Annotated in this window: 23 protein-coding genes, 1 tRNA gene and 2 pseudogenes; 5 read left to right on the forward strand and 21 right to left on the reverse strand. The window is 58.4% G+C overall.

Annotated features, from left to right (window positions below):
- Positions 1-21: 21 nt before the first annotated feature.
- The 3 genes and pseudogenes from K0P33_RS25685 to K0P33_RS25695 form a co-directional block, all read left to right on the forward strand.
- Complete coding sequence (locus K0P33_RS25685; protein WP_242152265.1) at positions 22-4,977, forward strand: hemagglutinin repeat-containing protein; 4,956 nt, start codon at positions 22-24, stop codon at positions 4,975-4,977.
- Between the two features lie 61 nt (positions 4,978-5,038).
- A pseudogene (locus K0P33_RS25690) lies at positions 5,039-5,353 on the forward strand (phosphate ABC transporter substrate-binding protein PstS); the annotation flags it as partial.
- Positions 5,353-5,655: pseudogene (locus K0P33_RS25695) on the forward strand (phosphate ABC transporter ATP-binding protein); the annotation flags it as partial. The pseudogenes K0P33_RS25690 and K0P33_RS25695, both read left to right, overlap by 1 nt.
- 89 nt (positions 5,656-5,744) lie before the next feature.
- Here K0P33_RS25695 and K0P33_RS25700 read toward each other — a convergent pair.
- The 19 genes from K0P33_RS25700 to K0P33_RS25790 all read right to left on the reverse strand — a co-directional run bounded on the left by K0P33_RS25700 (position 5,745) and on the right by K0P33_RS25790 (position 20,992).
- Positions 5,745-6,776: a hypothetical protein gene (locus K0P33_RS25700; RefSeq protein ID WP_242152268.1), complete on the reverse strand. Its 1,032-nt coding sequence runs from the start codon at positions 6,774-6,776 to the stop codon at positions 5,745-5,747.
- Positions 6,777-7,224: 448 nt separating this feature from the next.
- A tRNA-Lys gene (locus tag K0P33_RS25705) sits at positions 7,225-7,300 on the reverse strand.
- Positions 7,301-7,363: 63 nt separating this feature from the next.
- Positions 7,364-8,041, reverse strand: coding sequence for a 7-cyano-7-deazaguanine synthase QueC (queC, locus tag K0P33_RS25710; protein WP_242152273.1), 678 nt, complete (start codon positions 8,039-8,041; stop codon positions 7,364-7,366).
- Between the two features lies 1 nt (position 8,042).
- On the reverse strand, positions 8,043-8,690 hold the full coding sequence (gene queE, locus K0P33_RS25715) for a 7-carboxy-7-deazaguanine synthase QueE (RefSeq protein ID WP_083356998.1): 648 nt from the start codon (positions 8,688-8,690) through the stop codon (positions 8,043-8,045).
- Between the two features lie 165 nt (positions 8,691-8,855).
- The gene (ybgF, locus tag K0P33_RS25720; RefSeq protein WP_242152276.1) at positions 8,856-9,692 is read right to left on the reverse strand and encodes a tol-pal system protein YbgF; all 837 of its coding nucleotides are present in this window, start codon (positions 9,690-9,692) and stop codon (positions 8,856-8,858) included.
- A gap of 6 nt (positions 9,693-9,698) precedes the next feature.
- Positions 9,699-10,199: a peptidoglycan-associated lipoprotein Pal gene (pal, locus tag K0P33_RS25725; protein WP_003193861.1), complete on the reverse strand. Its 501-nt coding sequence runs from the start codon at positions 10,197-10,199 to the stop codon at positions 9,699-9,701.
- Positions 10,200-10,254: 55 nt separating this feature from the next.
- Positions 10,255-11,535, reverse strand: a complete 1,281-nt coding sequence (gene tolB, locus K0P33_RS25730) for a Tol-Pal system beta propeller repeat protein TolB (RefSeq protein WP_176462982.1) — start codon at positions 11,533-11,535, stop codon at positions 10,255-10,257.
- 17 nt (positions 11,536-11,552) lie between these two features.
- Complete coding sequence (gene tolA / locus K0P33_RS25735; RefSeq protein WP_083356996.1) at positions 11,553-12,626, reverse strand: cell envelope integrity protein TolA; 1,074 nt, start codon at positions 12,624-12,626, stop codon at positions 11,553-11,555.
- Complete coding sequence (gene tolR, locus K0P33_RS25740; protein WP_161630238.1) at positions 12,626-13,078, reverse strand: protein TolR; 453 nt, start codon at positions 13,076-13,078, stop codon at positions 12,626-12,628. Before tolR ends, tolA begins: the two co-directional genes overlap by 1 nt.
- A 23-nt stretch (positions 13,079-13,101) precedes the next feature.
- Complete coding sequence (gene tolQ / locus K0P33_RS25745; RefSeq protein ID WP_048727035.1) at positions 13,102-13,797, reverse strand: protein TolQ; 696 nt, start codon at positions 13,795-13,797, stop codon at positions 13,102-13,104.
- Between the two features lies 1 nt (position 13,798).
- The gene (ybgC, locus tag K0P33_RS25750; RefSeq protein WP_071484353.1) at positions 13,799-14,254 is read right to left on the reverse strand and encodes a tol-pal system-associated acyl-CoA thioesterase; all 456 of its coding nucleotides are present in this window, start codon (positions 14,252-14,254) and stop codon (positions 13,799-13,801) included.
- Positions 14,255-14,393: 139 nt separating this feature from the next.
- Positions 14,394-15,452 carry a Holliday junction branch migration DNA helicase RuvB gene (ruvB, locus tag K0P33_RS25755; protein WP_094952494.1) on the reverse strand — a complete coding sequence of 353 codons (1,059 nt, stop codon included), beginning with the start codon at positions 15,450-15,452 and terminating at the stop codon, positions 14,394-14,396.
- The gene (gene ruvA, locus K0P33_RS25760; protein WP_025854761.1) at positions 15,453-16,064 is read right to left on the reverse strand and encodes a Holliday junction branch migration protein RuvA; all 612 of its coding nucleotides are present in this window, start codon (positions 16,062-16,064) and stop codon (positions 15,453-15,455) included.
- Between the two features lie 67 nt (positions 16,065-16,131).
- Positions 16,132-16,656 carry a crossover junction endodeoxyribonuclease RuvC gene (ruvC, locus tag K0P33_RS25765; protein WP_024077147.1) on the reverse strand — a complete coding sequence of 175 codons (525 nt, stop codon included), beginning with the start codon at positions 16,654-16,656 and terminating at the stop codon, positions 16,132-16,134.
- A gap of 171 nt (positions 16,657-16,827) precedes the next feature.
- Positions 16,828-17,574: a YebC/PmpR family DNA-binding transcriptional regulator gene (locus K0P33_RS25770; protein WP_094952496.1), complete on the reverse strand. Its 747-nt coding sequence runs from the start codon at positions 17,572-17,574 to the stop codon at positions 16,828-16,830.
- A gap of 150 nt (positions 17,575-17,724) precedes the next feature.
- A complete protein-coding gene (gene aspS, locus K0P33_RS25775) occupies positions 17,725-19,500 on the reverse strand; it encodes an aspartate--tRNA ligase (RefSeq protein WP_094952497.1) in 1,776 nt (591 codons plus the stop codon).
- Between the two features lie 107 nt (positions 19,501-19,607).
- Positions 19,608-19,829 (reverse strand): zinc ribbon domain-containing protein, encoded by a 222-nt coding sequence (locus K0P33_RS25780; protein ID WP_003193872.1) that lies wholly within the window; start codon positions 19,827-19,829, stop codon positions 19,608-19,610.
- Positions 19,830-19,996: 167 nt separating this feature from the next.
- Complete coding sequence (locus K0P33_RS25785; protein ID WP_094952498.1) at positions 19,997-20,338, reverse strand: ribbon-helix-helix domain-containing protein; 342 nt, start codon at positions 20,336-20,338, stop codon at positions 19,997-19,999.
- 180 nt (positions 20,339-20,518) lie between these two features.
- Positions 20,519-20,992 (reverse strand): Dps family protein, encoded by a 474-nt coding sequence (locus K0P33_RS25790; protein ID WP_003193874.1) that lies wholly within the window; start codon positions 20,990-20,992, stop codon positions 20,519-20,521.
- 431 nt (positions 20,993-21,423) lie between these two features.
- On the opposite strand from K0P33_RS25790, the gene K0P33_RS31400 reads away from it, so the two are divergent.
- Positions 21,424-22,026: a cold-shock protein gene (locus K0P33_RS31400; RefSeq protein WP_083356990.1), complete on the forward strand. Its 603-nt coding sequence runs from the start codon at positions 21,424-21,426 to the stop codon at positions 22,024-22,026.
- 70 nt (positions 22,027-22,096) lie between these two features.
- Here the strand turns inward: K0P33_RS31400 and K0P33_RS25800 are convergent, their stop codons facing one another.
- Positions 22,097-22,303, reverse strand: coding sequence for a SlyX family protein (locus tag K0P33_RS25800; protein WP_094952499.1), 207 nt, complete (start codon positions 22,301-22,303; stop codon positions 22,097-22,099).
- A 3-nt stretch (positions 22,304-22,306) separates the two neighbouring features.
- The gene (locus tag K0P33_RS25805) at positions 22,307-22,732 is read right to left on the reverse strand and encodes an HIT domain-containing protein (RefSeq protein WP_094952500.1); all 426 of its coding nucleotides are present in this window, start codon (positions 22,730-22,732) and stop codon (positions 22,307-22,309) included.
- 742 nt (positions 22,733-23,474) lie between these two features.
- Between K0P33_RS25805 and K0P33_RS25810 the strand changes: the two genes are divergently transcribed.
- Positions 23,475-24,767, forward strand: coding sequence for an OprD family porin (locus K0P33_RS25810; protein WP_242152279.1), 1,293 nt, complete (start codon positions 23,475-23,477; stop codon positions 24,765-24,767).
- Positions 24,768-24,876 lie beyond the last annotated feature (109 nt).

A 24,876-nucleotide genomic window follows, 5' to 3' on the forward strand; every position in this document is an offset into this window, starting at 1 on the left:
CAACACAGAGCGAATTTATTTATGCCGACTAACATCCATACGTTTCACCTTTCACCCCAGGGCAAACTGCGCTGGGCCATCGCCAGCCTGTTCCTGCTGCCGCAGCTAGTGCTGGCCGGTGGCTTGACCGTCGTCGAAGGGCCTGGCGGGACCCCGCAGCTGCAAAACCAGGGCGGCGTGCCCATCGTCAATATCGTCGCGCCAAATGCCGGCGGCCTGTCCCATAACCAGTTCCTGGACTACAACGTCGACCGCCAAGGCGTGGTGTTGAACAACGCCTTGCAGGCCGGCCAATCGCAACTCGCCGGGCAGTTGGCGGCCAACCCGCAGTTCCAGGGCCAGGCGGCGAGCGTGATCCTCAACGAGGTGGTGAGCCGCAACGCCTCGGCCATCAATGGCGCCCAGGAGATTTTTGGCCGGGCCGCCGATTATGTACTGGCCAACCCCAACGGGATTTCCGTCAACGGCGGCAGTTTCATCAACACCCCGAATGCCAACTTGGTGGTGGGCCGCCCTGAGCTCAACGACGGCAAGCTACAAGGTTTGAACACGCGCGATGCCAGCGGCCAACTGACGGTGCTAGGCCAGGGCCTGCAAAACGGCACGGGCTCGATCAACCTGATTGCGCCGCGCATCGACAGCGATGGGCGCCTCAGTGCGCGTGACCAATTGAACCTCACGGTCGGCCGCAATCAGGTCGACTACGCCAGCGGCCAGGTGCGCCAGGTCGACCCGGCGAGCAAAACCCAAGACCAGCGTATCGACGCCCGTCTGTTTGGGGCGATGCAGGCCGGCCGTATCAACATCATCAGCACCGCCGAAGGGGCCGGTGTGCGCGTGGGCGCGGTGCAAGTCGAGGGTCGCGACGGAGTGAATGTAAGCTCCGCTGGCGACCTCGATATCAGCGGCCAGGTCCACGCCAACAGCCTCGACGCCACCCGCGCCGGTGTGCAAAGCCGCCAGGGCGATGTCGACTTGCACAGCGCCAAGGACTTGAGCCTCGCCGCCACCGACGTCGGCGGGCGCAACGTCAAGCTCGACGCCGGCCGCAACCTCACCCTCAGCAGCCTGGAAAGCCGCAAGCTCCAGGAAAAGCGTGAACAGTGGAACAACAGCAACTTCCTGTTCACCTACGAAACCTATGACCGCACCACCACCGACAAGGACTCGCGCCAGCACGGCAACAACGTCGTCGCGCAACACAATGCCGCACTGTCGTCGGGTGCCAAGACCGAGATCGAGGGCAGTAAGGTCGAAGCGGGCGAAGACTTGCGCGTCAACAGCGGCGCCGACCTGCAATTGAGTGCCGCCACCGAAACCCATGAAACCCGCGACCAAGGCAACCATCGCAAGCACCTGTGGAAAGCCAACTGGGACAAGTCCAGCAGCGAACAGCGCAGCGTCACCAGCAGCCTCAAGGCCGGCAAGACCCTGGAGCTGACCAGCCAGCAAAAACTGCAGTTGCAGGGCGCCGAGCTGAAATCTGCGGGCGATATTCAATTGGCCGCCCGGCAAGTCGATATCACCAGCGCCAGCCGTACCCAGAGCAGCCGCGACAACGCTTACTCCGGCGACCTGACCGGCGGCAGCTTCTTCGGCAAGAACGGCGATGGCGATAAGGGCAAGACCCTGAACACCGGCAGCAAGGTCAACGCCGACGGCAAGCTGATCGTCAAGGCGGACGACGTGCGCATCAGCGGCAGCCAGGCGCGTGGTGGCCAACAGGCCAGCGTCATCAGCGACAAAGGCTCACTGGTGATCGACGGCGTAAAAGACACCTCTCACGACAATAGCTACAGCAACGACAGCAAGTTCTTTGGTATCTCCAAGGATGAAAGCCGCAAGAACCTCAAGGACAGCACCGTCGTCGCCAGCAACCTGCGCTCGGACAGCAACCTCAAACTGCAAAGCGCCAAGGACATCAGCGTCAGCGGCTCCAAGGTCTCTGCGGCAGGCGAACTGCAAGCGGATGCCAAGGGTGACATCAAGGTCGCATCGGCTGAAAACACCTCTGACACCACCACCAGCACTCACACGCGGGGTTTCGATGGCTACGCCAAGGAAACCGCCGACGGCACCCGTCAGTACCGCGCGGGTGTGAACTATGCAGACCAGCAGCACACCAGCAAGACCGACACCACCCAGCAGCAAGCTTCCAGCCTCAGCGGCGGCAGCCTGGCCGTCACGGCCGGTGGCGACGTGAGCATCAAGGGTTCCGAGCTGAAGGCGACCCAGGGCGATGCGACCGTGAGCGGTAAGAACGTCGAGCTGTTGGCGACCGATAACAGCACCCGCAACCAAACCGACACCACCACTACCGCTGGCGGCGTGTACTACACCGGCGGCCTGGACCGAGCCGGCAATGGTGCTCAGTTCAGCCATCAGAGCAGCAATGACACCAGCCACAAAACCACGGCGCAAACCAGCAGCGTGGCGTCGGCCGGCACGTTGACGATCAACGCCGGCAACACCCTCACCAGCCAAGGCGCGCAGGTGAAGGCCGGTTCTGAGTTGCAGGTCAACGCGGCTCAGGTCGATAACCAGGCGGCGCATAACACCGAGACCGGTACCCACAAGGAGAACGGCTGGACCGCCGACGTCGGCGCCAATGTCGAATACAAAGGCCTCACCCGGCCTATCGAAAAAGCCGTGGAAGGCGTGGCGCAGGCCAAATTCCATCAGCCAGGCCTGCTGGATGCCTTCGAGCAACCGAATGTCGGGCTCGATGTGGAAATCGGCCATACCAACAAGACCCGCACACAGCAGGACAGTACCGCCGTGGTCAGCCAGTTCAGTGGTGGCACGGTGCAGGTCAATGTCGCCAACACCGTAAAAGATGAGGGTACTCAATACCGCGCCAGTGAGGGCGGGCTGAAGATCAATGCCGGCGAGCACCTCGCCACCGCCGCCGCCAACACCTACACCAGCAGCGAGCAAGGCGTTGACGCCAAAGTGGGCGTGCGCGTCTACACCACCACCGGTGAAGACTTGAACGTGCGCGGCAATGGCGCAGGTGGCAGCAGCGATGTGCGCGAGGCCAGCAGCACAGCGGTGGTCGGCAGCTACGCCGGCGCCCAGGGTGTAAACATCGAGACCCAAGGCGACGCGCGTTATGAAGGCAGCCAGTTCAACGGCGGCCAGGCGGGCGTCAACCTCAAAGCCGGTGGCGAATTGGCGCTGAACCAGGCCAACGATACCCAGAGCAACACCAATAACAGCCTGCGTGGCAGCGGTTCATTGACCGTGGGCACGGCGCCGGGCAGCAACGGTACGAACGTCAACCTCGGTGCCGGTGTGCAACTGGACGACAAGCGCCTGAACACCCAGGACAGCCAGGCGCGTGTCGCGACACTGCAGGGCAACGGCCCGATCCAGCTCAGCAGCGGTGGCGACATGACCCTGCAAGGCACTCAGGTCGGCAGCAGCACCGCGAAGACCGGTGACATCAGCCTCAACGCTGGCGGCAAGCTGAACCTGCAAGCAGCCACCGATACTCACGTGAGCAGCGGCAGCAACCTGGGCGGCGGCCTGACGGTCGGTGCTGGCAAGACCAACAGCGCCGAAAGCAGCGGCACCACCGGCAGCCTGAGCGCCAACTTCAACATCGGCAAAGTCGCCGAAAACGACCAAGGCGTTAGCGTCGGGCAGTTGCACAGCCACGGCAAGGTGAGCCTCACCAGCGGCGCCAACGCGGCGGATGCCATCCACCTGCAAGGCACTCAGGTGGTGGCTGACAGCGTCAATCTGGATGCGCAAAACGGCGGCATCCTGCAAGAATCGGCGCAATCGACCCAGGCGCATAACAGCTGGGGCGTGACCCTGGGCGCAGGCGGCAGCGGCGGAAAAACGACCCTGGCCGACGCCGGTGAACACGACACCCCCAAAACCCAGCACGGCATCAATGCGCGGGCCAAGGTCGACGTGGATCACCTGCAAGGCACCACCCAGCACGACAGCCTGATCAAGGCGAATACGGTGGTGATCAACAGTGCCGGTGACACCCATCTGGCCGGCGCGCGGATTGAAGCCGAGCAGGTCAGTGGCAATGTCGGCGGCGACCTCGTCGTTGAGAGCCGCAAGGATCAAGTCAGCAGCACCCAAGTCAACGTCGACGCCAAGCTTGATGTCGAGAAAAACCAGCCCGGCGTGGTCAACAAACTGGCCAAGGCCAGCGGCCCGCTCAAGGACAAGGTGCAAGCCAAGGCCGAGGGCGCGTTCGACAAGCATCGCGACAAGTTGGAGAACGCCGTCGACAAGGGCACCGAGCACCTGGCCTCGGCCAAGGACAGCGTGGTCAACAGCGTTGGTAACGCCAAGGAACGCCTGGGCGAAAAACTCACCCGCAACGGTAGCTACGACGTGAACCCCGAGCCGCGTAGCGCCTTCGGTACGAGCGTGGACAAAGCCAAGGCTTACCTGGCGGACAAGAAGGATGCCGTGGGCACTCGCCTGTCGGACCTCAAGGAAAAGGTCTGGCCAAAAACCACTGACAGCTACGCCGTCAGCGGCAAGAACACCACCGGCAGCTCGGTGGCCAATACCGCCGAAAGCGTGCTGCTCGGCGACAAGAGCGGCAACACGTCCTACACCCCGACGTTGAACCTGGACGTCAGCCATGTGGTGAAAGACAGCGTCACTCAAGCATCGGGCATCCGCGGTACGCAGGGCGTCAACCTGCAGGTGAGTGGCGAAACCCGCCTGACGGGCGCGCGGATCAGCGCGGACCAGGGCAAGGTCGACCTGGGTGGTTCCAAGGTGACGGCAACGACGTTGGCCGGCAGCGACTACCGAGCCGATGTGGGGCTGAACCTGTCGAAGTCACCGGTCAACCTGGTGCTGGGCGCCAAGGACGAACTGACCCAGAAACAGGACGACGCCACGCGTAAGGATCAAGCCTTCAACCTTGGGCCGCTGCGGGTCGGCGGGCACAGCGATAGCCAGGAGTTGCAGGCTGGGATCGACCAGAGCATCAACTAAGTAGCATCGCGGCAGTGGACGTGGGCACGCCTACGTTCACCGCTGCAAACATTTCTAAATGTTCACCAACTACCTGGCCAAAGTCAGTGACAGCTGGAAAACCAAGATTGGTTTCGGCACCACCGTGCCGTGGCCGGTCGGTGTGGGCGGCAAGGGTAACGAAGGCGTTTCGGCCTACGTGAAGCAGATCAAGAACTCCATCGGCTTTGTGGAATACGCCTACGCCCTGCAGAACAAGATGACCTACGCCCAGTTGAAAAATGCGTCGGGCACATTCGTCAAACCTGACGCTAAGGCGTTCCAGGCCGCCGCAGATACCGCCGACTGGGCCAACGCCAAAGACTTCAACCTGATCATGACCAACGCCCCAGGCGAAGGCGCGTGCGCGTGCGCATTGCACGCACCATTGCGCTGCGCCCGCAGGTGTTGCTGCTGGACGAACCGACTTCAGCGCTCGACCCGATTTCCACTGGGCGTATCGAGCAGCTGATTACAGAGTTAAAGGCGCACTACACGGTGATCACCGTGACCCACAACATGCAGCAAGCCGCGCAGGTGTCGGACAACACCGCGTTCATGTTCATGGGGGAATTGATTGAGTATGGGAATACAGACGAGGTTTTTACCAAGCCGAAGATGAAGCAGACCGAGGACTATATTACCGAGCGGTTTGGCTGAGCCGTTGGCAGTGTATTTTATAAGTACCGCCTTCATCGTGGGGCGTGCGGGACTCTGACAGAGCCCCGCAGGTCAAGAAACAGTTTCTATCATTTCGCCGCCGCCGGGGCTTCCTCTTTAACCACGCCCTGTAAAGAAAACTCTAACTCCTTACCTACACCCCCTGCTTTGACAATCTGCTGCTGACCTACCACTGAGTTTTTGTACCTTCCATATAAACCATTGCTCTTGATTTCACCCACTTTAATATTGCCCTCATCATCTGTCGTGAAAGGTGCAAAAAAACTACCTCGAGTAGGCGCTATCTGCGAGCTTTGATTTATTTTCGCGCCGTACTGTTCGACGAAACCTGTATCTGTGCCGACCAATACAACACGCTGGTCGACAGACAGATCTTTGACATGCTGCCTGGGCTCAGGATTATCGGGATCCGTGACATCCTGAATATAGGCTTTCAAGTTCTTCGCATTCGCAGGATCTCGCTCAACCGTAAGGTTATATTTATTGCCAAATTTAAAGTCTACCAATGTGCTATTGCTGGCCCCCTTTACTCCATCAAACTCAGCTGTGCCTTGTGATGCTTTGAAGTGCGGCCCATACCCAGAAAAAATAATCAGCGCCTTTGCGTCCCCGCGTGGCTGCATGCCGATATAGCCGCGGCCAAGATAGGTATTTTTCTCGGTATTAACACCAAACATCATCGCGTAATAAATGCCCGCGTCCGTGCCACTCTTTCTTTGAAGACCTTCGTCGATAGACATTGGAAAGGTGATATTGCTCAACCCAGAGCTTGGTGTAGCAAGTGAGTAACTCACAGCAAGCAGTCCATTGGGCGATGTTGCCTCTTTCTTAATTTCGTGCCTTGGATCGCTGACTTTATTAAGCTTTGAAGTATCGGTAGTGAGCGCTGGCAAAACAGTCCGTGCGCCAGCAGCACCATTTGAGAGGGGATGCACAGTGTTCGAAGCGATACCACGCGCCGGTAACTGAAGGCTGTTGTTATGTTCTTTGTTCTGGTCGTTATGTGATTTTTCAGTGACTGAAGCTGAGGATGGCGTTTGAGGTTGAACAAATGACTCGGGAGTTGTTTGTGGAAACAGTTGAGGACGATAAATATTCATATTCGCGACAGACCCTTTCTTGAAAAAGCAATTAACAATCGTTAATCCAGCGCCTATTCATTGGCATAATCTTAAGGAGTCCTGTCCAACTTGAATAACTAACGTAACGCATGCCAGGGGAACGTCCATCCTTGACGGACAAGGGCTCAGGCTCGTTAATTTTTCATAACACAACAGTAGAGGGCCGACACCAGAAGAGACTGTCAGAAAAATCACTAAAAGAGCCCGGGCTTTTCCTAAAAAAACAAGGTCAGTAACTGACAGTCACGGTTGATGTGACAGAAGACGTCTAGCACTCAGGCGTGATATTGAACGCCTGCGCAGCTAGCAGTACCGTACGTTGGTCATACCCGTGTATCGGGACTCGAACCCCACCAAATCGCAGGCAAAAAAAAACCCGGAAATCCTCACTTGCGTGGGCCTTCCGGATTTTCTAAACCGCCAAAAATGGTGGGTCGTGTGGGATTCGAACCTACGACCAATTGGTTAAAAGCCAACTGCTCTACCAACTGAGCTAACGACCCGCTGTGTTGTGGCGCGTATAATACTGATTTCTAAGGATTATTCAACACCTTATTTGAAATAAATCAGAAATAGCGCGTTGGGTCAGCAATTCCGGCCGCTTGAAAGCCTTCTGCGCGCAGTCTGCAAGCATCACATTTCCCACACGCACGGCCGGCATTGTCTGCTTGGTAGCAGGAAACAGTCAGCGTGTAATCGACGCCAAGCCCTAGACCAACCTTCACAATGTCCGCCTTGCTCATGTTCTGCAGCGGCGCCTGGATGCGAAACCCCTGCCCTTCTACACCGGCTCTGGTGGCCAGGTTGGCCATGCGCTCGAATGCCTCGACATACTCTGGACGGCAGTCCGGGTAGCCGTTGTAGTCCAGTGCATTGACGCCGATGAAGATCTCGCGGGCATTCAGCACTTCGGCCCAGCCAAGGGCCAGGGACAGGAACACGGTGTTACGTGCGGGCATATAGGTCAGCGGGATGCCTTCGCTGGGCGCCACAGGTACGTCGATGCTGCTGTCAGTCAGGGCCGAACCGCCGATGCCATTGAGGTTGAGGCCGATCACTTTGTGCTCGACTACGCCCAGGTCATGGGCGACACGCGCGGCGGCGTCCAGCTCGGCGCGGTGGCGCTGGCCGTAGTCGAAGCTCATGGTGTAGCAGCTGTAGCCTTGGGCGCGGACCATGGCCACCAGCGTGGCGGAATCCAGGCCGCCAGAGAGCAGGATGACTGCACGTTGTTGATCAGCCATCTCAGCGCCCCGGTTCGTCATTCCACAGGTATTTGTGCAACTGCAATTGCAGGCGTACCGGCAGGTTGTCCGCTACCACCCAGTCCGCCAGGTCGCGGGCGTTCAGGTCGTGATGGCTTGGGGAAAACAGCACCTCGCCTGCGCGACGGTCCAGGCCGTACTGGATCAGCTTGGAGGCCGCCCAGTCATAATCGTCGCGGGAACAGATCACGAACTTGACCTGATCGTTGGCCGTCAGCAGGTCCATGTTGTCGTAGAGGTTACGGTGCGCCTCTTTGGAGCCTGGGGTCTTGAGGTCGACCACTCGGCTGACGCGCGGGTCCACCGCCGAGATGTCCAAGGCGCCGCTGGTTTCCAACGAGACCTCGTAACCGGCGTCACACAGCTGCTTGAGCAATGGGATGGCATTGGGTTGGGCCAGGGGCTCGCCGCCAGTCACACAGACGTAGCGCGGCTTGAAGCCGGCAACCTGCTCAAGGATGTCGTCGAGGGTGCGCACGGTGCCGCCACTGAAGGCGTAGGCGCTGTCACAGTATTGGCAACGCAAAGGGCAGCCGGTCAGCCGTACAAATACGGTGGGCAGGCCAGCGGTTCGCGTTTCACCCTGTAACGAGTAAAAAACTTCGGTAATACGTAATGTGTCTTGCATAGTCGCCACGGGCGTAACAGCTAAACAGGCTGTCCGCCTCCGTCAGGCACTTCGAGGGATTGCGCCAACGCGTCAACCCCAAGGAGCGTGTTTCATAAAAGGGCGTGGATTCTAACGAAAAAACCCGCGCCAGGCGCGGGTTTCTTCTGAACGGGGCTGCAGCGCTTACAAGCGTTGCAGATCCCGTTGCGCCAACTGGGCAGCGGAGGTACCCGGATATTGGGCAACCACCTGCTGCAGAATGCCTTTGACCTTGTCGGTATGACCCAGGCGGCGTTCTACGTCAGCGAGTTTGTACAGCGAATCAGGCACCTTGGCATGCTTTGGGTAAAGCTGGCTGACCTTGGCAAACGCCTGGCCTGCTGCTTGCAAGTCACCCTTGGCCAAGTTGACCTCGCCCAACCAGTACTGGGCATTGCCCGCGTATTGACTGTTCGGGTACTTGCGCAGGAAGGCGGTAAAAGCCTGGCTGGCCTTATCGAAATCCTTGGCTTTGATCAGGTCGAAGGCTGCATCGTAATACAGTTTTTCCTTCGCAGGATCACCCGGTTCGCTACTGGCGGCAGGGGCTTGGCTGGCAGCAGCGGCCCCCGCTGCAGCACCACCGGCGGCAGCACTTGGCGCACCACCGGCAGAAGAATTATCAGGAGTGGCGGCAGGTGCAACACCGGCTCCAATACGACGATCAAGATCCTGGTATCGCTCCAGGCCTTCTTGCTTCAGCTGGTTCACTTGGTTCTGCAGAACTTCAATTGCGCCTTGTTGCTGGGACAATTGATCCTGCATGCGTTGCAGCTGGTTGAACAGTTCGCCCTGTGCCGAGGGAGCGGACGTAACCGCTCCCCCAGCATAGGCGCCGTTCGTGCCATAACCCGCTGGCGGATAACTGCTCCCGCTATTGTTATAGCCTGAGTTGCTATCCGTTACAGGAACCGCAGCCCACACCGCAAGCGGTGCGAGGCTGAGAGCCAATACAGTTAGAGCACGACGGCACGTTCGCATGACGAATTACTTACGCAGTTCGACGCGACGGTTCTGAGCCCACGACTGTTCGTCGTTGCCAGTTGCAACTGGACGCTCTTTACCGTAGGAAACCAGTTCCAGTTGGCCTGGAGCAACACCTTGCAGTACCAGGTAGCGCTGAACGGCTTTCGCACGACGCTCGCCCAGTGCCATGTTGTACTCACGAGTACCACGGGCGTCAGTGTTACCTTCCAGAACAACGCGAGCGCCGTTAGCTTTCAGGTCCTTGGCGTGAACGTCCAGAGCGCGCATGGCTTCTGGCTTCAGGTCCGAACTGTCGTATTCGAAGTAGAAAGTGGTGATAGCGCGCAGAGCAGCTTCTTCGCTCAGGGAGCCGTCAACTGCACCAGTGTTAGCGCCGTAACCAGCGTTTGGATCAACAGCTGCGCCTTCACCGGCATTGTCGCCGCCTTTAGAGGAGCAACCAACGGCTACGGACAGAGCCAGAGCCAGAGCAGCAAACTTACCAAACTTCAGCATTTCCATCGTGAAACTCCTAATGAACCCCAGTGTGTTAAGTACTTCTTTTTGTAGCGCCGCGTCAGTTCAGGTAAGGGGACCAGGATGGTTCTCTGACTTCGCCTTGTGCGGTAGGAAGTGGGAGCCTTACGCGTCCATTAATGGATACGAGCATCAAGACTCCCCGGCCCTGCTGGCGGGTGGCGTAGATTACCATGGTGCCGTTGGGCGCAACAGTAGCTGACTCATCAAGGTTGGTATCTGTAAGGATTTTTACGGTTCCGCGCTGCAAATCCTGGGCCGCAACCCGGAAATTAGTGAAACCATCCTGACGGTGAATCATCACCAACGTCTTTTCATCAGCCGAAAGCTTCGGATTTGCGTTGTAGTTACCAATAAAGGTCACTCGTTCCGCGCTGCCGCCGCTCACATTTGCCTTGTAGACCTGTGGCTTGCCGCCCCGGTCGGAGGTGAAGTAGATGGTAGAACCATCTTTACCCCAGAACGGTTCAGTGTTGATGCCCGGGCCGCTGGTAACACGGCTGATCTGGCGCGAAGCCATGTTCATCACGTAGATGTCCGGGTTGCCGTCTTTGGACAGTACGAACGCCAGGCGCGAACCATCCGGCGACCAGGCAGGTGCACCGTTGAGGCCTTCGAAGTTGGTGATCTGCTCACGACGACCCGTATCAATGTGCTGCACGAAGATACGTGGACGGCGCTGCTCGAACGACACGTAGGCAATACGCTTGCCGTCCGGCGCAAAACGCGGCGACAGGATTGGCTCACGCGATTGCAACAACGTCACAGCCCGTGCACCGTCGTAGTCCGAACGCTGCAATGTGTAACGCGTGTTATCTACGGAGAAACGCTCAGCCGTTACATAAAGCAGACGCGTCGAGAAAGCACCTTTGATACCGGTGAGCTTTTCAAACGACTGGTCGGAGATGTAGTGCGCCATGTCCCGCAGTTGTTCGGCGGTGCCCGATACGCTGCCGGTCAAGACCTGCTGCTCGGTGGCCACGTTGAACAACGTGTACTGGATTTGCAGGCGACCGCCGGCTGGCGTGATGTTGCCGACCATCAGGTACTGCGCGCCCACTGCTTTCCAGTCACGGAACACAACTTCGCTCGCCTGGTTGGGCTGGCTGATCATGTTGCCTTTCGGAATCGGCGCGTAGTAACCGGAGTTGCGCAGGTCGTCACTGACGATCTGGGCCATGTCGTCCGGCAGCACGCTGCCGCCCTGCCAGCCGAACGGTACTACGGCGATCGGGGTGGCCCGATCGCTACCGCTGGTGACCAGGATGTTCTTTTCATCCGCCGCCGCTATCCCTGCCATACAGCAAATAACGACAAGCATTCCTCGAAGAAGGTTTCTCACAAGGCTAGATCCTCAGGTGTGAATGTCATCTTGAATGAACGATAGGGAGCGAAGTCGCTTGGTTTCATTCCCTGCATCTCGGTCAACCGGCCAATGTTCTTGACCGCGGCAACCGCCGAACTGTCGAACGAACCGTCACCACTAGACTTGGCCACGCTGACCGAAGTCACCGTACCGTCCGGCAACATGCCGATCTGCAGCACTACTGTCATGCCTTTGCGTGCCGAAGGTGGACGTGTCCAGCCTTCCGCTGCCCGTGCCCGAATCAGATCGTCGAAACTGCCCGCGACTTCATCACCACGTTCATCTGCCAAGGCTTGCTGACGCTGCGGCGTGTCGGAGAGCAAATCTGCCAAGGCCTGGGCCTTTTTCTCTTCGGCGGATTTACGTGCTGCTTCCTGGGCCTTTTTCTTGCTGGCGTCGGCGGCAGCTTTCTTCTTCGCGTCGTCGGCGACTTTCTTCTTCGCCTCGTCTGCTTCAGCTTTTTTCTTGGCGTCTTCGGCGGCTTTTTTCTTCGCGTCTTCGACTATCTTTTTCTTGGCGTCTTCAGCGGCCTTTTTCTTGGCCTCTTCTTCGGCCGCTTTTTTGGCTTCTTCTTCAGACTTCTTCTTGGCTATATCAGCCAATTGTTTCTCTTCGGCTTTTTTAGCTTCGGCAGCTTTGTCGGCTTTCTTGGCTTCATCAGCCTTTTTCGCCTCGTCAGCTTTCTTGGCTTCGTCAGCCTTTTTCGATTCCTCGGCCTTTTGAGCCGCCTCTTCTTTCTTTTGTTCCGCAGCAGCCTTCACCGCTTCCTGCTCGACCTTCTTCTGTTCCATCTGCTCGACTTCAGTCTGGCGCGCAGCCGACTTCTGGGCCTCACCCGCAATCTTCTGATTGGTCTGGGTGGTGGCCTGACTTTTCGATTTCAGCTGATACAGGGTCGCCTGCACGATCGGCTTGGCTGGCGGCAGGTCCGGGGTCATGGCAAAGCTGACGAACAGCATGCCAAACACCAGGACGTGCAGGGCAATTGCCCAGACGCTAGGCCAGAAGAAGCTTTCCGAGGCGGACGGCTCTCGCTGTTGGTGCATCAGGGCGCCTCGGTAATCAAGCCAACGTTACCCACGCCGGCCTTCTGCAGCCCACCCATGGCGCCCATGACGGAGCCATAGTCGACCACTTTGTCGCCGCGAATGAACACTTGCGTGTGCTTGCCGCCTTCGTTGCCGGACCGGATGATCTTGGTCACGGCGTCGGTCATCTGCGGCAAGGTCATGGCCTTGTCCTGCTGTTTCTGGGTGTCGACTTCGCTGCCAAGGTTCCAGTAATAGGTCTTGTCAGCCTTGATCGAAATGGTCAGGACCTGAGTGTTGTTGTCTTGCGGCAAGGCTTCGCTGGAAACCTTGGGCAAATCAACTTTCACGCCCTGATTGAGCATCGGCGCGGTCACCATAAAGATCACCAGCAGCACCAGCATCACGTCGATGTAGGGCACTACGTTCATCTCGGCGACCGGCTTGCGCTTTTTGCGAGCTCGAGCGATTAAAGCCATTGGGAATTACCTGCTTATTCTTCGCTGGTGTGCACTTTACGGTGCAGGATCGCCTGGAATTCATCGGCGAAGGTGTAGTAACGGCTGATCAAAGTCTCGCCGCGCGCGGCAAAACGGTTGTAGGCGATTACTGCCGGGATAGCGGCGAACAAGCCGATCGCGGTGGCGATCAGGGCTTCGGCGATACCCGGGGCCACGGTGGCCAGGGTCGCTTGCTGGGCCTGGGCCAGGCCGCGGAAGGAGTTCATGATCCCCCACACAGTACCGAACAAGCCGATGTACGGGCTGACGGAACCCACGGTGGCGAGGAACGGCAAACTTTGCTCAAGCTTCTCTTCTTCGCGGGAAATGGCGACGCGCATGGCACGGGCCACGCCTTCCATGACCGCTTCCGGGTCAACGCCCGGTTGCTGACGCAGGCGGGAGAATTCCTTGAAACCGGCGCGAAAGATCTGCTCGACGCCCGAATCAGGGTCCGGATTGCTGCCGGCCTGGCGGTACAGCTTGGACAGGTCGATACCCGACCAGAAGCGCTCCTCGAAGCTCTCCAGGGCACGTCGACCGGCACGCAGCAGGTTGCTGCGCTGAAAAATCATGACCCAAGAGGTAACCGATGCGGCTACCAGGATCAGCATCACCAGTTGAACCACAACACTGGCATTGCTGACCAGGCTCCACATGGAGGAATGGTCGACGACGGTAGGTTCCACGCTAAATCTCCTGCTTTGATTGTTTACCCGCGCCGCTTACGCCGGCAAAGGCCGCACGTAGAGCTTCGGGAATGGCCCGGGGTTTCAAACTATTGGTGCGCACACAGGCCACCAGGAACTGCCCCTCACAGAGCAGCGTTGCATCCGTTGCCCGCCTGACCTGCTGTTTAAAGCGCAGGCTGACACGGTTCAATTCGATTACTTCAGCGCTGACCAACAATTCATCGTCCAATCGCGCCGGTGCGTGGTAGCGCGCCTCGCTGGAATGCACGACAAATAACAGGTCCTCCCCTGCCAGCTGGGATTGGGCAAAGCCCAGCTCCCGTAGCCGCTCGGTTCGAGCCCGCTCCATGAACTTGAGGTAGTTGACGTAATAAACGATGCCGCCAGCATCGGTGTCCTCGTAATAAACGCGACAGCGATGTGCGAACGACTGATCCCCGTTTTGCGCGCGCATACTCTAGTGCTTACTCCTCAGGTTGCCAATCCGGCTGGGCAACTGTTTTTTGATCCTATGACACATTTCTAACAACTGAATGACGACACCAGCCACTAGGACAGCACAAAGCTCAGATAAATCGACTGGCGTGACCTTTTTAATCGTCCACTGCATCGAGGAATTCGTCTACTACAGGCATCTCGCCCAATCGTGACGGAATGTTTAACCCGAAGTGCAAATAGGCATGGCGCGTCACCACCCGCCCCCTTGGCGTACGCATGATGTAACCCTGTTGGATCAGGTACGGCTCCAGCACATCTTCAATCGTGTGGCGCTCCTCGCTGATCGCCGCCGCCAGGCTGTCTACGCCCACCGGGCCGCCGTCGAACTTCTCGATCATGGTCAAGAGTAGACGCCGATCCTGGTGATCGAAGCCATGTTCGTCCACATCCAGCAGGTTCAAGGCCAGATCAGCCACGGCCTTGGTGATATGCCCCTTGGCCCGCACCTCGGCAAAATCGCGCACACGCCGTAACAAACGGTTGGCGATCCGCGGCGTACCACGGGCGCGGCGGGCGATTTCAAACGCGCCGTCCGGGTCTAGGGGCAAGCCAAGGATGCTCGCCGAACGGCTGACGATGGTGGCCAAATCCGCAGTGCTATAGAACTCTAGACGTTGAACAATGCCGAAACGGTCTCGCAGCGGGTTGGTCAACATGCCTGCGCGGGTGGTCGCCCCCACCAGAGTGAACGGCGGCAAATCGAGCTTGATCGAGCGGGCCGCAGGGCCTTCGCCGATCATGATGTCGAGCTGAAAGTCTTCCATGGCGGGGTACAGCACTTCCTCGACGATGGGCGACAGCCGATGGATTTCGTCGATAAACAGCACGTCGTGCGGCTCAAGATTGGTCAGCAACGCCGCCAAGTCCCCCGGACGCTCCAGCACCGGGCCGGAGGTGGACTTGATCGACACCCCCATTTCATTGGCGATGATCATTGCCAGGGTGGTTTTACCCAGCCCCGGCGGGCCGAAGATCAACGTGTGGTCCAAGGACTCGCTGCGCCCGCGCGCGGCCTGGATGAACAACTCCATTTGCTCACGCACGGTGGGCTGGCCGATATAGTCGGCCAGGCTCAGCGGGCGGATGGCCCGGTCCTGGACTTCTTCACGGTCGCGCGGGCCAGTGGCCGCGATCAGACGATCAGCTTCAATCACTTAAATCATTCCCTTCAGGGCTCGGCGGATCATGTCTTCGCTGCTCAGGTTCTTATCCTTGATGGCCGATACGGCTTTGCTCGCTTCCTGCGGCTTGTAGCCCAGGGAGATCAACGCGCTGACCGCATCGCTTTCGGCGCTGGCGACCTGGCCGGCTGGCATATCCGGCTGGTTCGGCACCAGGGCAAACATGCTCGGTACGACTTCCCAGGCTTTGAAACGGTCCTTGAGTTCCACCAGCAGGCGCTCGGCAGTTTTCTTGCCAACGCCCGGCACCTTGGTCAACGCCGAGGTGTCCTGGGCCGAAACCGCGCGCACCAACTCATCCACTTCCAGGCTCGACATCAATGCCAGCGCGAGCTTGGGGCCCACGCCATTGAGGCGAATCAGCTCGCGAAAGAAGTCGCGATCACGCTTGCCAATGAAACCATAGAGCAATTGCGCATCTTCACGCACTACCAGATGGGTGTGCAGGGTCAGCGGCTCGCCGACCGACGGCAGGCGATACAGGGTGGTCATGGGCACTTCCAGCTCATAGCCCAACCCATTTACATCCAGAATCAGGTGCGGCGGCTGTTTCTCAGCCAGGGTGCCGCGCAAGCGTCCAATCACGGTTCAGATCCTTAAAGCTTAGGGTCAGAACAAGGCCTGACCGGAAATAACGATTGCGCTGATGCTATCAGAGACGCAGCCGCCCGCCACGACTGCGTGCCGTGCCCAGGCCATGCGGCAGCAAGCTTGAGCGGGTGTGCGCATGGCAAATGGCAATGGCCAGGGCGTCGGAGGCATCGATCTGCGGTTTTGAGGTGAGCTTGAGCATGTGCATAACCATCATCTGCACCTGCTCCTTATTCGCCGCACCGGTGCCGACCACAGCCTGCTTGACCTGGGTCGCGGTGTATTCGGCGATTTCCATACCCTCCTCCGCGCCGGCGACGATGGCGGCGCCACGCGCCTGGCCGAGTTTCAGCGCGGAGTCGGCGTTTTTGGCCATGAACACTTTTTCGATGCCCATGGTCACCGGGCCGTAGGTCTGGATCACTTCACGCACGCCGCGATAGACGATCTGCAGGCGCTCGGCCAACTCGCCCGCGCCGGTGCGGATGCAGCCCGAGGCGACGTAAACGCAGCCGCGCGGGGTATGTTGCACCACGCCAAAACCGGTGATGCGCGAACCGGGGTCGATACCTAGGATTAAAGTCATAACGCCTGCGGAGTAGGGAAAACACAATTCTTGCGGCCAACATCAATCAACTGTGGGAGCTGGCTTGCCTGCGATGCAGACACCTCGGTGCTTCTGTCAAACCGAGGTGACGCTATCGCAGGCAAGCCAGCACTCACCCAAACCAGCTCACACAGTGGAGCGGCGCGCCCCTTAAGAGAGCTGTTCGGCCACTTCTTCTGGAATGTCGGCATTCGAATAAACGTTCTGCACATCATCCAGGTCTTCAAGCATATCGAGCATCTTTAGCACTTTCTGCGCACCGTCCAGGTCCAGCTCGGCGCTGGTGGTCGGCAGCATCACGATTTCCGCGTCAGTGCCTTTGAAACCGGCGGCTTCCAGGGCATTACGCACCGCGTAGAAACCTGCGAACGAGGTGAATACGTCGATGGAACCGTCTTCGTTGGTCACCACGTCGTCGGCATCTGCCTCCATTGCGGCTTCGATCAGCGCATCTTCATCCACGCCGGGTGCGAAGGAGATCTGCCCCTTGCGCTCGAACAGGTAAGCCACCGAGCCGTCGGTGCCCAGGTTACCGCCGCATTTGCTGAACGCATGGCGCACGGCTGCGGCAGTACGGTTGCGGTTGTCGGTCATGCACTCGACCATCACCGCCACGCCGCCCGGGCCGTAGCCTTCGTAGCTCAGCTCGACCATGTCGTCGGTGTCGGCCGCGCCGGCACCACGGGCCACAGCGCGGTCGATGATGTCGCGGCTCATGTTCGCGCCCAACGCCTTGTCCAGCGCCAGGCGCAGACGTGGGTTGGAGCCCGGGTCACCGCCGCCCTGGCGGGCAGCGACGGTCAGTTCGCGAATCCACTTGGTGAAGATCTTGCCTTTCTTGGCATCCTGTCGCTCTTTGCGGTGCTTGATGTTCGCCCACTTGGAATGGCCAGCCATAACACAACTCCGAAATTCTCTAGAAACCTTAACAATCCCGCCCCAGGCAGGACTTCTCTCTTAAAAGCACAACCCTTGTAACGCAAAGGCGCATCCGAAGATGCGCCTTTTTAGACTGCGTAAACCTCAGTGCGCTTTCACGCAGCAGCCTTACTCAGCCTTCGGCGTCTCGCGCAGACGGATGTGCAGCTCGCGCAGCGCCTTGGCATCAACCACGCCCGGCGCCTGGGTCATGACGTCCGCAGCACTCTGGGTTTTCGGGAAGGCGATCACTTCACGGATCGACTGGGCGCCGGTCATCAGCATCACCAGACGGTCCAGGCCGAATGCCAGGCCACCATGCGGCGGTGCGCCGTACTTCAGGGCGTCGAGCAGGAAGCCGAACTTCTCTTCCTGTTCCGCTTCGTTGATGCCCAACAGGCGGAACACCGCTTGTTGCATCTCTTTGCGGTGGATACGGATCGAACCGCCACCCAGCTCGGTGCCGTTGAGCACCATGTCGTAGGCACGCGACAGCGCGCCTGCCGGGTTGGCTTCCAACGCTTCAGGCGAGCACTTCGGCGCAGTGAACGGGTGGTGCAAGGCGCTGAAGCTGCCGTCGTCGTTCTCTTCGAACATCGGGAAGTCGACGACCCACATCGGGGCCCACTTGCAGGTCAGCAGGTCCAGGTCGTGGCCCAGCTTGATCCGCAGCGCGCCCAGGGCTTCGCTGACGATCTTGGCTTTGTCAGCGCCGAAGAACACGATGTCACCGTCGACCGCACCGACGCGATCGAGGATCGCGTTCAGGTTGTCCAGCGGGATGTTTTTCACGATTGGGGACTGCAGGCCATCAACGCCGTTCGCACGCTCGTTGACCTTGATGTACGCCAGGCCCTTGGCACCGTAGATGCCTACGAACTTGGTGTAGTCGTCGATCTGCTTGCGCGGCATGCTCGCGCCGCCAGGCACGCGCAGGGCGGCGATGCGGCATTTAGGGTCATTGGCCGGGCCGCTGAACACCTTGAAATCGACTTCTTTGAGCTGGTCGGCCACGTCCACCAGTTCCAGCGGGTTACGCAGGTCTGGTTTGTCGGAACCGTAGCGGCGCATGGCTTCTTCGAAGGTCATGTGCGGGAATTCGCCGAATTCCAGATCCAGCACTTCCTTGAACAGGTTGCGGATCATTTGTTCGGTCAGGCCCATGATCTCTTTTTCATCGAGGAAGCTGGTCTCGATGTCGATCTGGGTGAATTCAGGCTGACGGTCAGCGCGCAGGTCTTCGTCGCGGAAGCACTTGGCGATCTGGTAGTAACGGTCGAAGCCGGCCACCATCAGCAGTTGCTTGAACAGCTGCGGCGATTGCGGCAAGGCGAAGAAGGAACCGGCGTGGGTACGGCTCGGCACCAGGTAGTCACGCGCGCCTTCAGGGGTGGCCCGGGTGAGGATTGGCGTTTCCACGTCGAGGAAGCCGTTTTCGTCGAGGAAGCGGCGGATGCTGGTGGTCATGCGCGAACGCAGACGCAGCTTCTCGGCCATTTCCGGGCGACGCAGGTCCAGGAAGCGGTAGCGCAGGCGAGTTTCTTCGCCCACATCAGAATATTCGTTGAGCGGGAACGGCGGGGTTTCCGACTCGTTCAGCACTTCCAGCTCGTAACCCAGCACTTCGATGGCGCCGGAAGCCATGTTCGCGTTCACGGCACCGGCCGGACGCAGGCGAACCTTGCCAGTGATTTTCACGACGTATTCGCTGCGCACGCGGTCGGCGGCGGCGAAGCTTTCAGCGCGGTCCGGGTCGAACACCACCTGGGCCAGACCATCACGATCACGGATATCGAGGAAAATCACCCCGCCGTGGTCGCGGCGACGGTGAACCCATCCGCAAAGGGTGATTTCCTGACCTTCCAGGGTCTCGTTCAGTTGGCCGCAATAGTGGCTGCGCATCATGGTAGTGGTTTCACTTCTCGTAATTCGAAATTCGGTGGAGGCTCGCCTCGTCACCGTACAGTTAAGCAGGGGACGGATAATGCAGGAGCCTGCGCGTAGAGTTCAACTCAGTCTGCTTTGTCGCCGCCTGCCAGGTTCTTCTTGGCGCCGGTCTTGAAGTCGGTCTCGTACCAGCCGCTGCCACTCAGGCGGAAGCCCGGCATGGACAACATCTTCTTCAGCTCAGGCGCCTGGCAGGCAGGGCAATCGACCAGCGGCGCTGCGCTGATCTTCTGAATGGCTTCCAACTGATGACCACAGGAAGCACATTGATAGTCGTACATGGGCATGGAGATGTCTCGGCGATCAGATCTAACTGCGCCACGCCGGCCCTGTGGGCAAGCCCGGGATGCGTAGCAAAGCGCGGGATTATATCTGGTAAATCGACACAGCGCAGCCGGCTTTCTACCCCAGGGCCGGCCCGCCATGACGCAAGGCCGGCTCCGCAACCGCCGGATTAATCGGCGCTCGTCGGGGTAGTGCGAGCTTTTAATACGTGAACCACGCACACCACCCTGACCAACCCGCTGAAGTTCTTCACTCCCCCATAACGCAAATGCACTTCCCGATCGACATAAGACAGCAACGCACTGACTGAGCAGGCATTGATCCTGGCTATCTCCGTGAGGATATTCCAATAGATCTGTTCGAGCCGCAGACAGGTGGAAAACCCGTTGAGCCTGACCGACCGGGACAATGGCTTGGCCAGTCCCATATCGAACCCTTTTGCAAAGGGGTCGACCTTTATCTTATGAAAACCACAGGTTTCCATCACTCCATTACCCACTCCGCGTGACATACACCTGACACTCCATTGCCAAACAGCAGCCCATGGGTTTCTCCCATCGGACAGTGGGTCTATAAAACAGCAGGAAGCGCGGGGCAGCCAGAAGACGGGGATCTGATAGTCGTAGGACAACGCCAGGAAGTGCAGCGAAACAAGTGAGCGGCGCCAGGGCGGCGCCGCTCAGGCGCGGGTTTACTGGTTTTCGAGCAGAGAACGCAGCATCCACGCGGTTTTTTCATGAACTTGCATACGCTGGGTCAGCAGATCGGCAGTCGGTTCATCGCTGACCTTATCCAGCAAGGGGAAGATGCCACGTGCGGTGCGCGTCACCGCTTCCTGGCCCGCCACCAACTGCTTGATCATCTCTTCAGCGCTGGGCACACCCTCTTCTTCTTTGATCGAAGAAAGGCGGGCATAGATCGAATAGGCGCCCGGCGCCGGGAAACCCAGGGCGCGGATACGCTCGGCAATGGAGTCCACCGCCAGCGCCAGTTCGTTGTACTGCTCTTCAAACATCAAGTGCAGCGTACGAAACATGGGGCCCGTGACGTTCCAATGGAAGTTGTGGGTCTTCAAATACAGTACATAGGTATCGGACAGCAGCCGCGAAAGCCCATCAACGATGGATTTACGATCTTCTTCACTGATACCAATATCGATTGCCATGTTTTTCCCCTTCAATTGACGAGCATTCATTGATCAGGTGCAGGACCACTCTAGCAAGAGTGCCGACTCTGTGCAGCCCGACACACACAGCTGGCATGCGGCAAATCGCCCCTCTGCGGCTCGCCTGACGGCGGCGCGCAAGCCTTTTCACAGAGTAGGAAAATTCTCAAAAATGCCGCAAAAAAAGCCCGCACCTGTCTAGGACAAGCGTTTGACGCAGAAATGCCATGGCGCTCGCAACGCCCCGAAATGCTTGATTTGAGTAGGCACAGCCTTTGCTGTTAAATAGGCGCTGTGTGGTTGGCCGTTTATTTCTGCGGCACGCCACATAGGCTGATACCCGCGCACGTGCCCAACGCCTCCCATTGTTCAGAAGCGAACCGTGCCAGTCAGCTCTTCCTTGTGATCCTTCTAAACGTGAGTTAATCAAAATGTTGAAAATCGTCCACCTGCTAACGGGCGTTGCAGCGTTGCTGCTGTCCTTTATACCGAGCTTGCAACAGGGAAGCCCTCCCTACCTGGAACAACACGACGCTCTGTACCTGGCCTTGTTCGGCCTTCTTAACCTGACGCTGGCACCGGTGATCCCTTACTGGAACAAAGGCACGCGTCATCAACTGCAAAACCTGGTCAGCGCGCTGCTGGTACTGACCGTTGTCGTTCAAACCCTCACCCTCCTCGCACCTATGCCTGAAGTCGGCGGCCACCCGGCCATCCTGCTCAGCCTGGTGATTGCTGTGGTCGCCATCGTTCTTCACCTGGCCATCAGCTTCTACCGTTCGTCCCCCGCCGCTGCGTCGCAAAACTACGACATGACCAACCGGGATACCGGGACCGTCAAGTGGTTCAACACTTCCAAAGGCTTCGGCTTTATTTCCCGCGATTCGGGCGACGATATCTTCGTCCATTTCCGGGCCATCCGCGGCGAAGGTCACCGCGTTCTGGTCGAAGGCCAGCGCGTAGAGTTCTCCGTCATGAACCGCGACAAGGGCCTGCAAGCCGAAGACGTGATCGCGGCATTGCCGCGTCGCTGATTCCCACCCTCGGCGCAATAAAAAACCGCGATCCAGCTCTGCTGGGTCGCGGTTTTTTTATGCCGTGCACTTAATAATGCGGCGGCGGCGCTTCTTCTTCGGAGGATTCGAACTGGCCGCCCATTTCCTCCTGACGCTTGAGCAGCGCCATCATCTGCAATTGCAGGCGCTCCACCGCCCGCTGCTGAGCGACGAGGATGGCATTTAGGGTGTCGATGGTGTCGTCCTGGAAGGACAGGCGCATTTCCAGGTCGTTGACGCGGTCTTGCAGGTCCATGGCTCAGTCCTGGGTAAAGATGAAGTGGGCTGGCAATAACCCGCGCAGTCGGGCGCGAATCGCCGCCACTTGCTCTTCGGTATACGGCTGGGCCGGATGTTTGCCCCAGACCGGTGCGGGCCAGGCGGCATCATCGCGTTTGCGCACAATCACGTGCACATGCAACTGGCTGACGACATTCCCCAGCGCGCCAATGTTCATCTTGTCGGCAGCCAGGCCCTCATTGAGCAGTTGTGCCAAGGCCGTCGTTTCTTGCCACAGCATCTGTTGATCTGCGACATCCAGTTGAAACACTTCACTGATACCGTCTATGCGCGGTACCAGGATGAACCAAGGGTAATTCGCGTCATTGGACAGCAGCAGGCGGCAGAGCGGGAAGTCTCCAATAGCCAGTGTGTCTTGTTGCAGGCGTTGGTCTAAGGCGAACACGCGGGCACTCCGTTCGGGCAAGTCAGTTTCAGGCGCCCAGCATACCTTTGAATGCTCAAGGCTTCACGGCGAATACGGGGAGCTTTGAAGCGGCTCGATAAAAAAACACACCCGTTCGAGGCAGTCGGATATTTGAGCTACGCTAGATCGGGCCCGGGCGGGATGCACCAAAATGACCCACTTGTGCCTCAAAGGGATCCGCCAATTACCCACTATGAGGGTCAACCGGTAACGTTTTGCACAGGCACAGGATTTGTGTACGACCCCGCCTCGGTAAAACGTGAGCGCCAGGCCCAAACCAAACGACGCAAAAAGCCCGTGCTTATGAGGTTTTTACACTGCCGTAACGTTTTTCACGAAAAAATGACATTCGGTTACCGCTTTGTGCACGCTTGTTGCATTCACACCCGTATCGTCGGCAACGGCACCCGTTTGGACGCAGGTGTTTCGCGATAAAAAACAGTAGCGTTTGAGTGCCTATCAAGGATGAGTTCAAACTTCGAAAGGGGTCTGAAAGCAGCACTTAAGTTGTCAGCCTGTTTACATTCGGGCTGTGAATTTGCGACAGGGAACTAGCAATTTACGACAGCCTCGTAAAGAAGCTGAAAGGATAGATGACTAAGTATCGTCAATAGAGTCTGCGTGATATAACTTTGCGCCGACACAAAAAAGAAAGAGCCGCCCAGATAAAAATACAGGTGGGACGGCAGTACTCTTCCTAAAACCAAAGGAGCAAATCACGATGCGCGTGATGAAGTGGAGCATGATCGCCCTGGCTGTTTCAGCAGGCACCTCGCAGTTCGCAATGGCGTCCGCCCAAGATGATTCCAAGGGCTTTATTGAAGACAGCACAGCCAGCATTCTGACTCGTACCCTGTACTTCAGCCGTGACTACCGTAACCACGATGCGAAGCAAAGCCGTTACGAAGAAACCGGTCTCGGCTTCCACGGTCTGTTCAGTTCGGGCTACACCCAAGGCACCATCGGTGTCGGCGTTGATGTCATCGGCCTGCTGGGCGTCAAACTCGACAGCGGCAAGGGTCGTGCCGGTACCGGTCTGTTCCCTACGGGTTCCGACGGTCGTTCGCAGGACGACTATTCCAAAGGCGGCGCTGCCGTCAAGTTCCGTATTTCCAATACGGTCCTGAAGGTCGGTGATCAATACACCACCGCGCCAGTGTTCGCCTCCGATGACAGCCGTTTGCTTCCGGAGTTGCCACAAGGCATCTCCATCACTAGCAGCGAGATCAAAGACCTGAAACTGGAAGCCGGTCACTTCACATCGATCGTTGCCCAGGACAAAAGCTTCCGCGACAGCATCGGGAGCTCTGAGCCTGGCACGAAGACTGGCCTGCGCGATGCCAACTTCGTGGGCGGTGTCTACGCCTGGACTCCAGAGATCACCACCAGCCTCTACTACTCCAAAGTGGAAGACTACTGGAAGAAGCTCTACGCCAACGTGAACTGGACCCACGCGCTTAGCAATGACCAATCCGTGGCTGTCGACTTCAACATATACGACACCAAGAGCGACGGCGCAGGCCTGGTACGTTCCGACAAAGACAGCACTACCAAGCTCAACAACCGTGCGTTCAGCTTGCAGGGTGCTTACTCTGTCGGCGCCCATACCTTCACCCTGGCAGCGCAGAAAGTCACCGGCGACGGCCAATACGCCTACGGCGTAGACGGCGGCGGCACGATCTTCCTGGCCAACTCCATCGCCCGTTCCGACTTCAACGCCGAAGGCGAGAAGTCCTATCAGGCACGTTATGACCTCAACATGGCTACCTTCGGTATTCCTGGCCTGAGCTTCATGACTCGCTACGTGAAAGGTACGGGCGCCAACATCGCCAGCACCAGCAACGGCAAAGAGTGGGAACGCGATATCGAAGCCAAATACGTGATCCAGAGCGGCCCGGCAAAAGACCTGAGCCTGCGCGTACGTCAAGCGACCTATCGCTCGTCTGATCAGGTTTACTCGGGTTCTCTCGACGAACTGCGTCTGATCGCGCAATACCCGCTGAACATCTTGTAATTGGCTGTTTGATTACAACGATGACTTAAGGCCTCGGCCTTAAATAAAAAGCCGCTCCCCTGTTTAAAAGGGAGCGGCTTTTTTATTGCAGTTTTATTTCAGCTTAAAA

The organism is Pseudomonas sp. ArH3a (assembly GCF_022648765.1).
Taxonomy (GTDB): domain Bacteria; phylum Pseudomonadota; class Gammaproteobacteria; order Pseudomonadales; family Pseudomonadaceae; genus Aquipseudomonas.

Coding starts and splice junctions, on each gene's coding strand:
- pal (WP_003193861.1), bottom strand. CDS start 10,199: ATGGAAATGCTGAAGTTTGGTAAGTTTGCTGCTCTGGCTCTGGCTCTG.
- tolA (WP_083356996.1), bottom strand. CDS start 12,626: ATGCACCAACAGCGAGAGCCGTCCGCCTCGGAAAGCTTCTTCTGGCCT.
- tolB (WP_176462982.1), bottom strand. CDS start 11,535: ATGCTTGTCGTTATTTGCTGTATGGCAGGGATAGCGGCGGCGGATGAA.
- K0P33_RS25785 (WP_094952498.1), bottom strand. CDS start 20,338: ATGTCACGCGGAGTGGGTAATGGAGTGATGGAAACCTGTGGTTTTCAT.
- K0P33_RS25685 (WP_242152265.1), top strand. CDS start 22: ATGCCGACTAACATCCATACGTTTCACCTTTCACCCCAGGGCAAACTG.
- K0P33_RS25800 (WP_094952499.1), bottom strand. CDS start 22,303: ATGGACCTGCAAGACCGCGTCAACGACCTGGAAATGCGCCTGTCCTTC.
- K0P33_RS25780 (WP_003193872.1), bottom strand. CDS start 19,829: ATGCCCATGTACGACTATCAATGTGCTTCCTGTGGTCATCAGTTGGAA.
- K0P33_RS25770 (WP_094952496.1), bottom strand. CDS start 17,574: ATGGCTGGCCATTCCAAGTGGGCGAACATCAAGCACCGCAAAGAGCGA.
- ybgC (WP_071484353.1), bottom strand. CDS start 14,254: ATGCGCGCGCAAAACGGGGATCAGTCGTTCGCACATCGCTGTCGCGTT.
- K0P33_RS31400 (WP_083356990.1), top strand. CDS start 21,424: ATGTTGAAAATCGTCCACCTGCTAACGGGCGTTGCAGCGTTGCTGCTG.
- queC (WP_242152273.1), bottom strand. CDS start 8,041: ATGGCTGATCAACAACGTGCAGTCATCCTGCTCTCTGGCGGCCTGGAT.
- queE (WP_083356998.1), bottom strand. CDS start 8,690: ATGCAAGACACATTACGTATTACCGAAGTTTTTTACTCGTTACAGGGT.
- ybgF (WP_242152276.1), bottom strand. CDS start 9,692: ATGCGAACGTGCCGTCGTGCTCTAACTGTATTGGCTCTCAGCCTCGCA.
- K0P33_RS25810 (WP_242152279.1), top strand. CDS start 23,475: ATGCGCGTGATGAAGTGGAGCATGATCGCCCTGGCTGTTTCAGCAGGC.
- aspS (WP_094952497.1), bottom strand. CDS start 19,500: ATGATGCGCAGCCACTATTGCGGCCAACTGAACGAGACCCTGGAAGGT.
- ruvC (WP_024077147.1), bottom strand. CDS start 16,656: ATGACTTTAATCCTAGGTATCGACCCCGGTTCGCGCATCACCGGTTTT.
- K0P33_RS25790 (WP_003193874.1), bottom strand. CDS start 20,992: ATGGCAATCGATATTGGTATCAGTGAAGAAGATCGTAAATCCATCGTT.
- K0P33_RS25700 (WP_242152268.1), bottom strand. CDS start 6,776: ATGAATATTTATCGTCCTCAACTGTTTCCACAAACAACTCCCGAGTCA.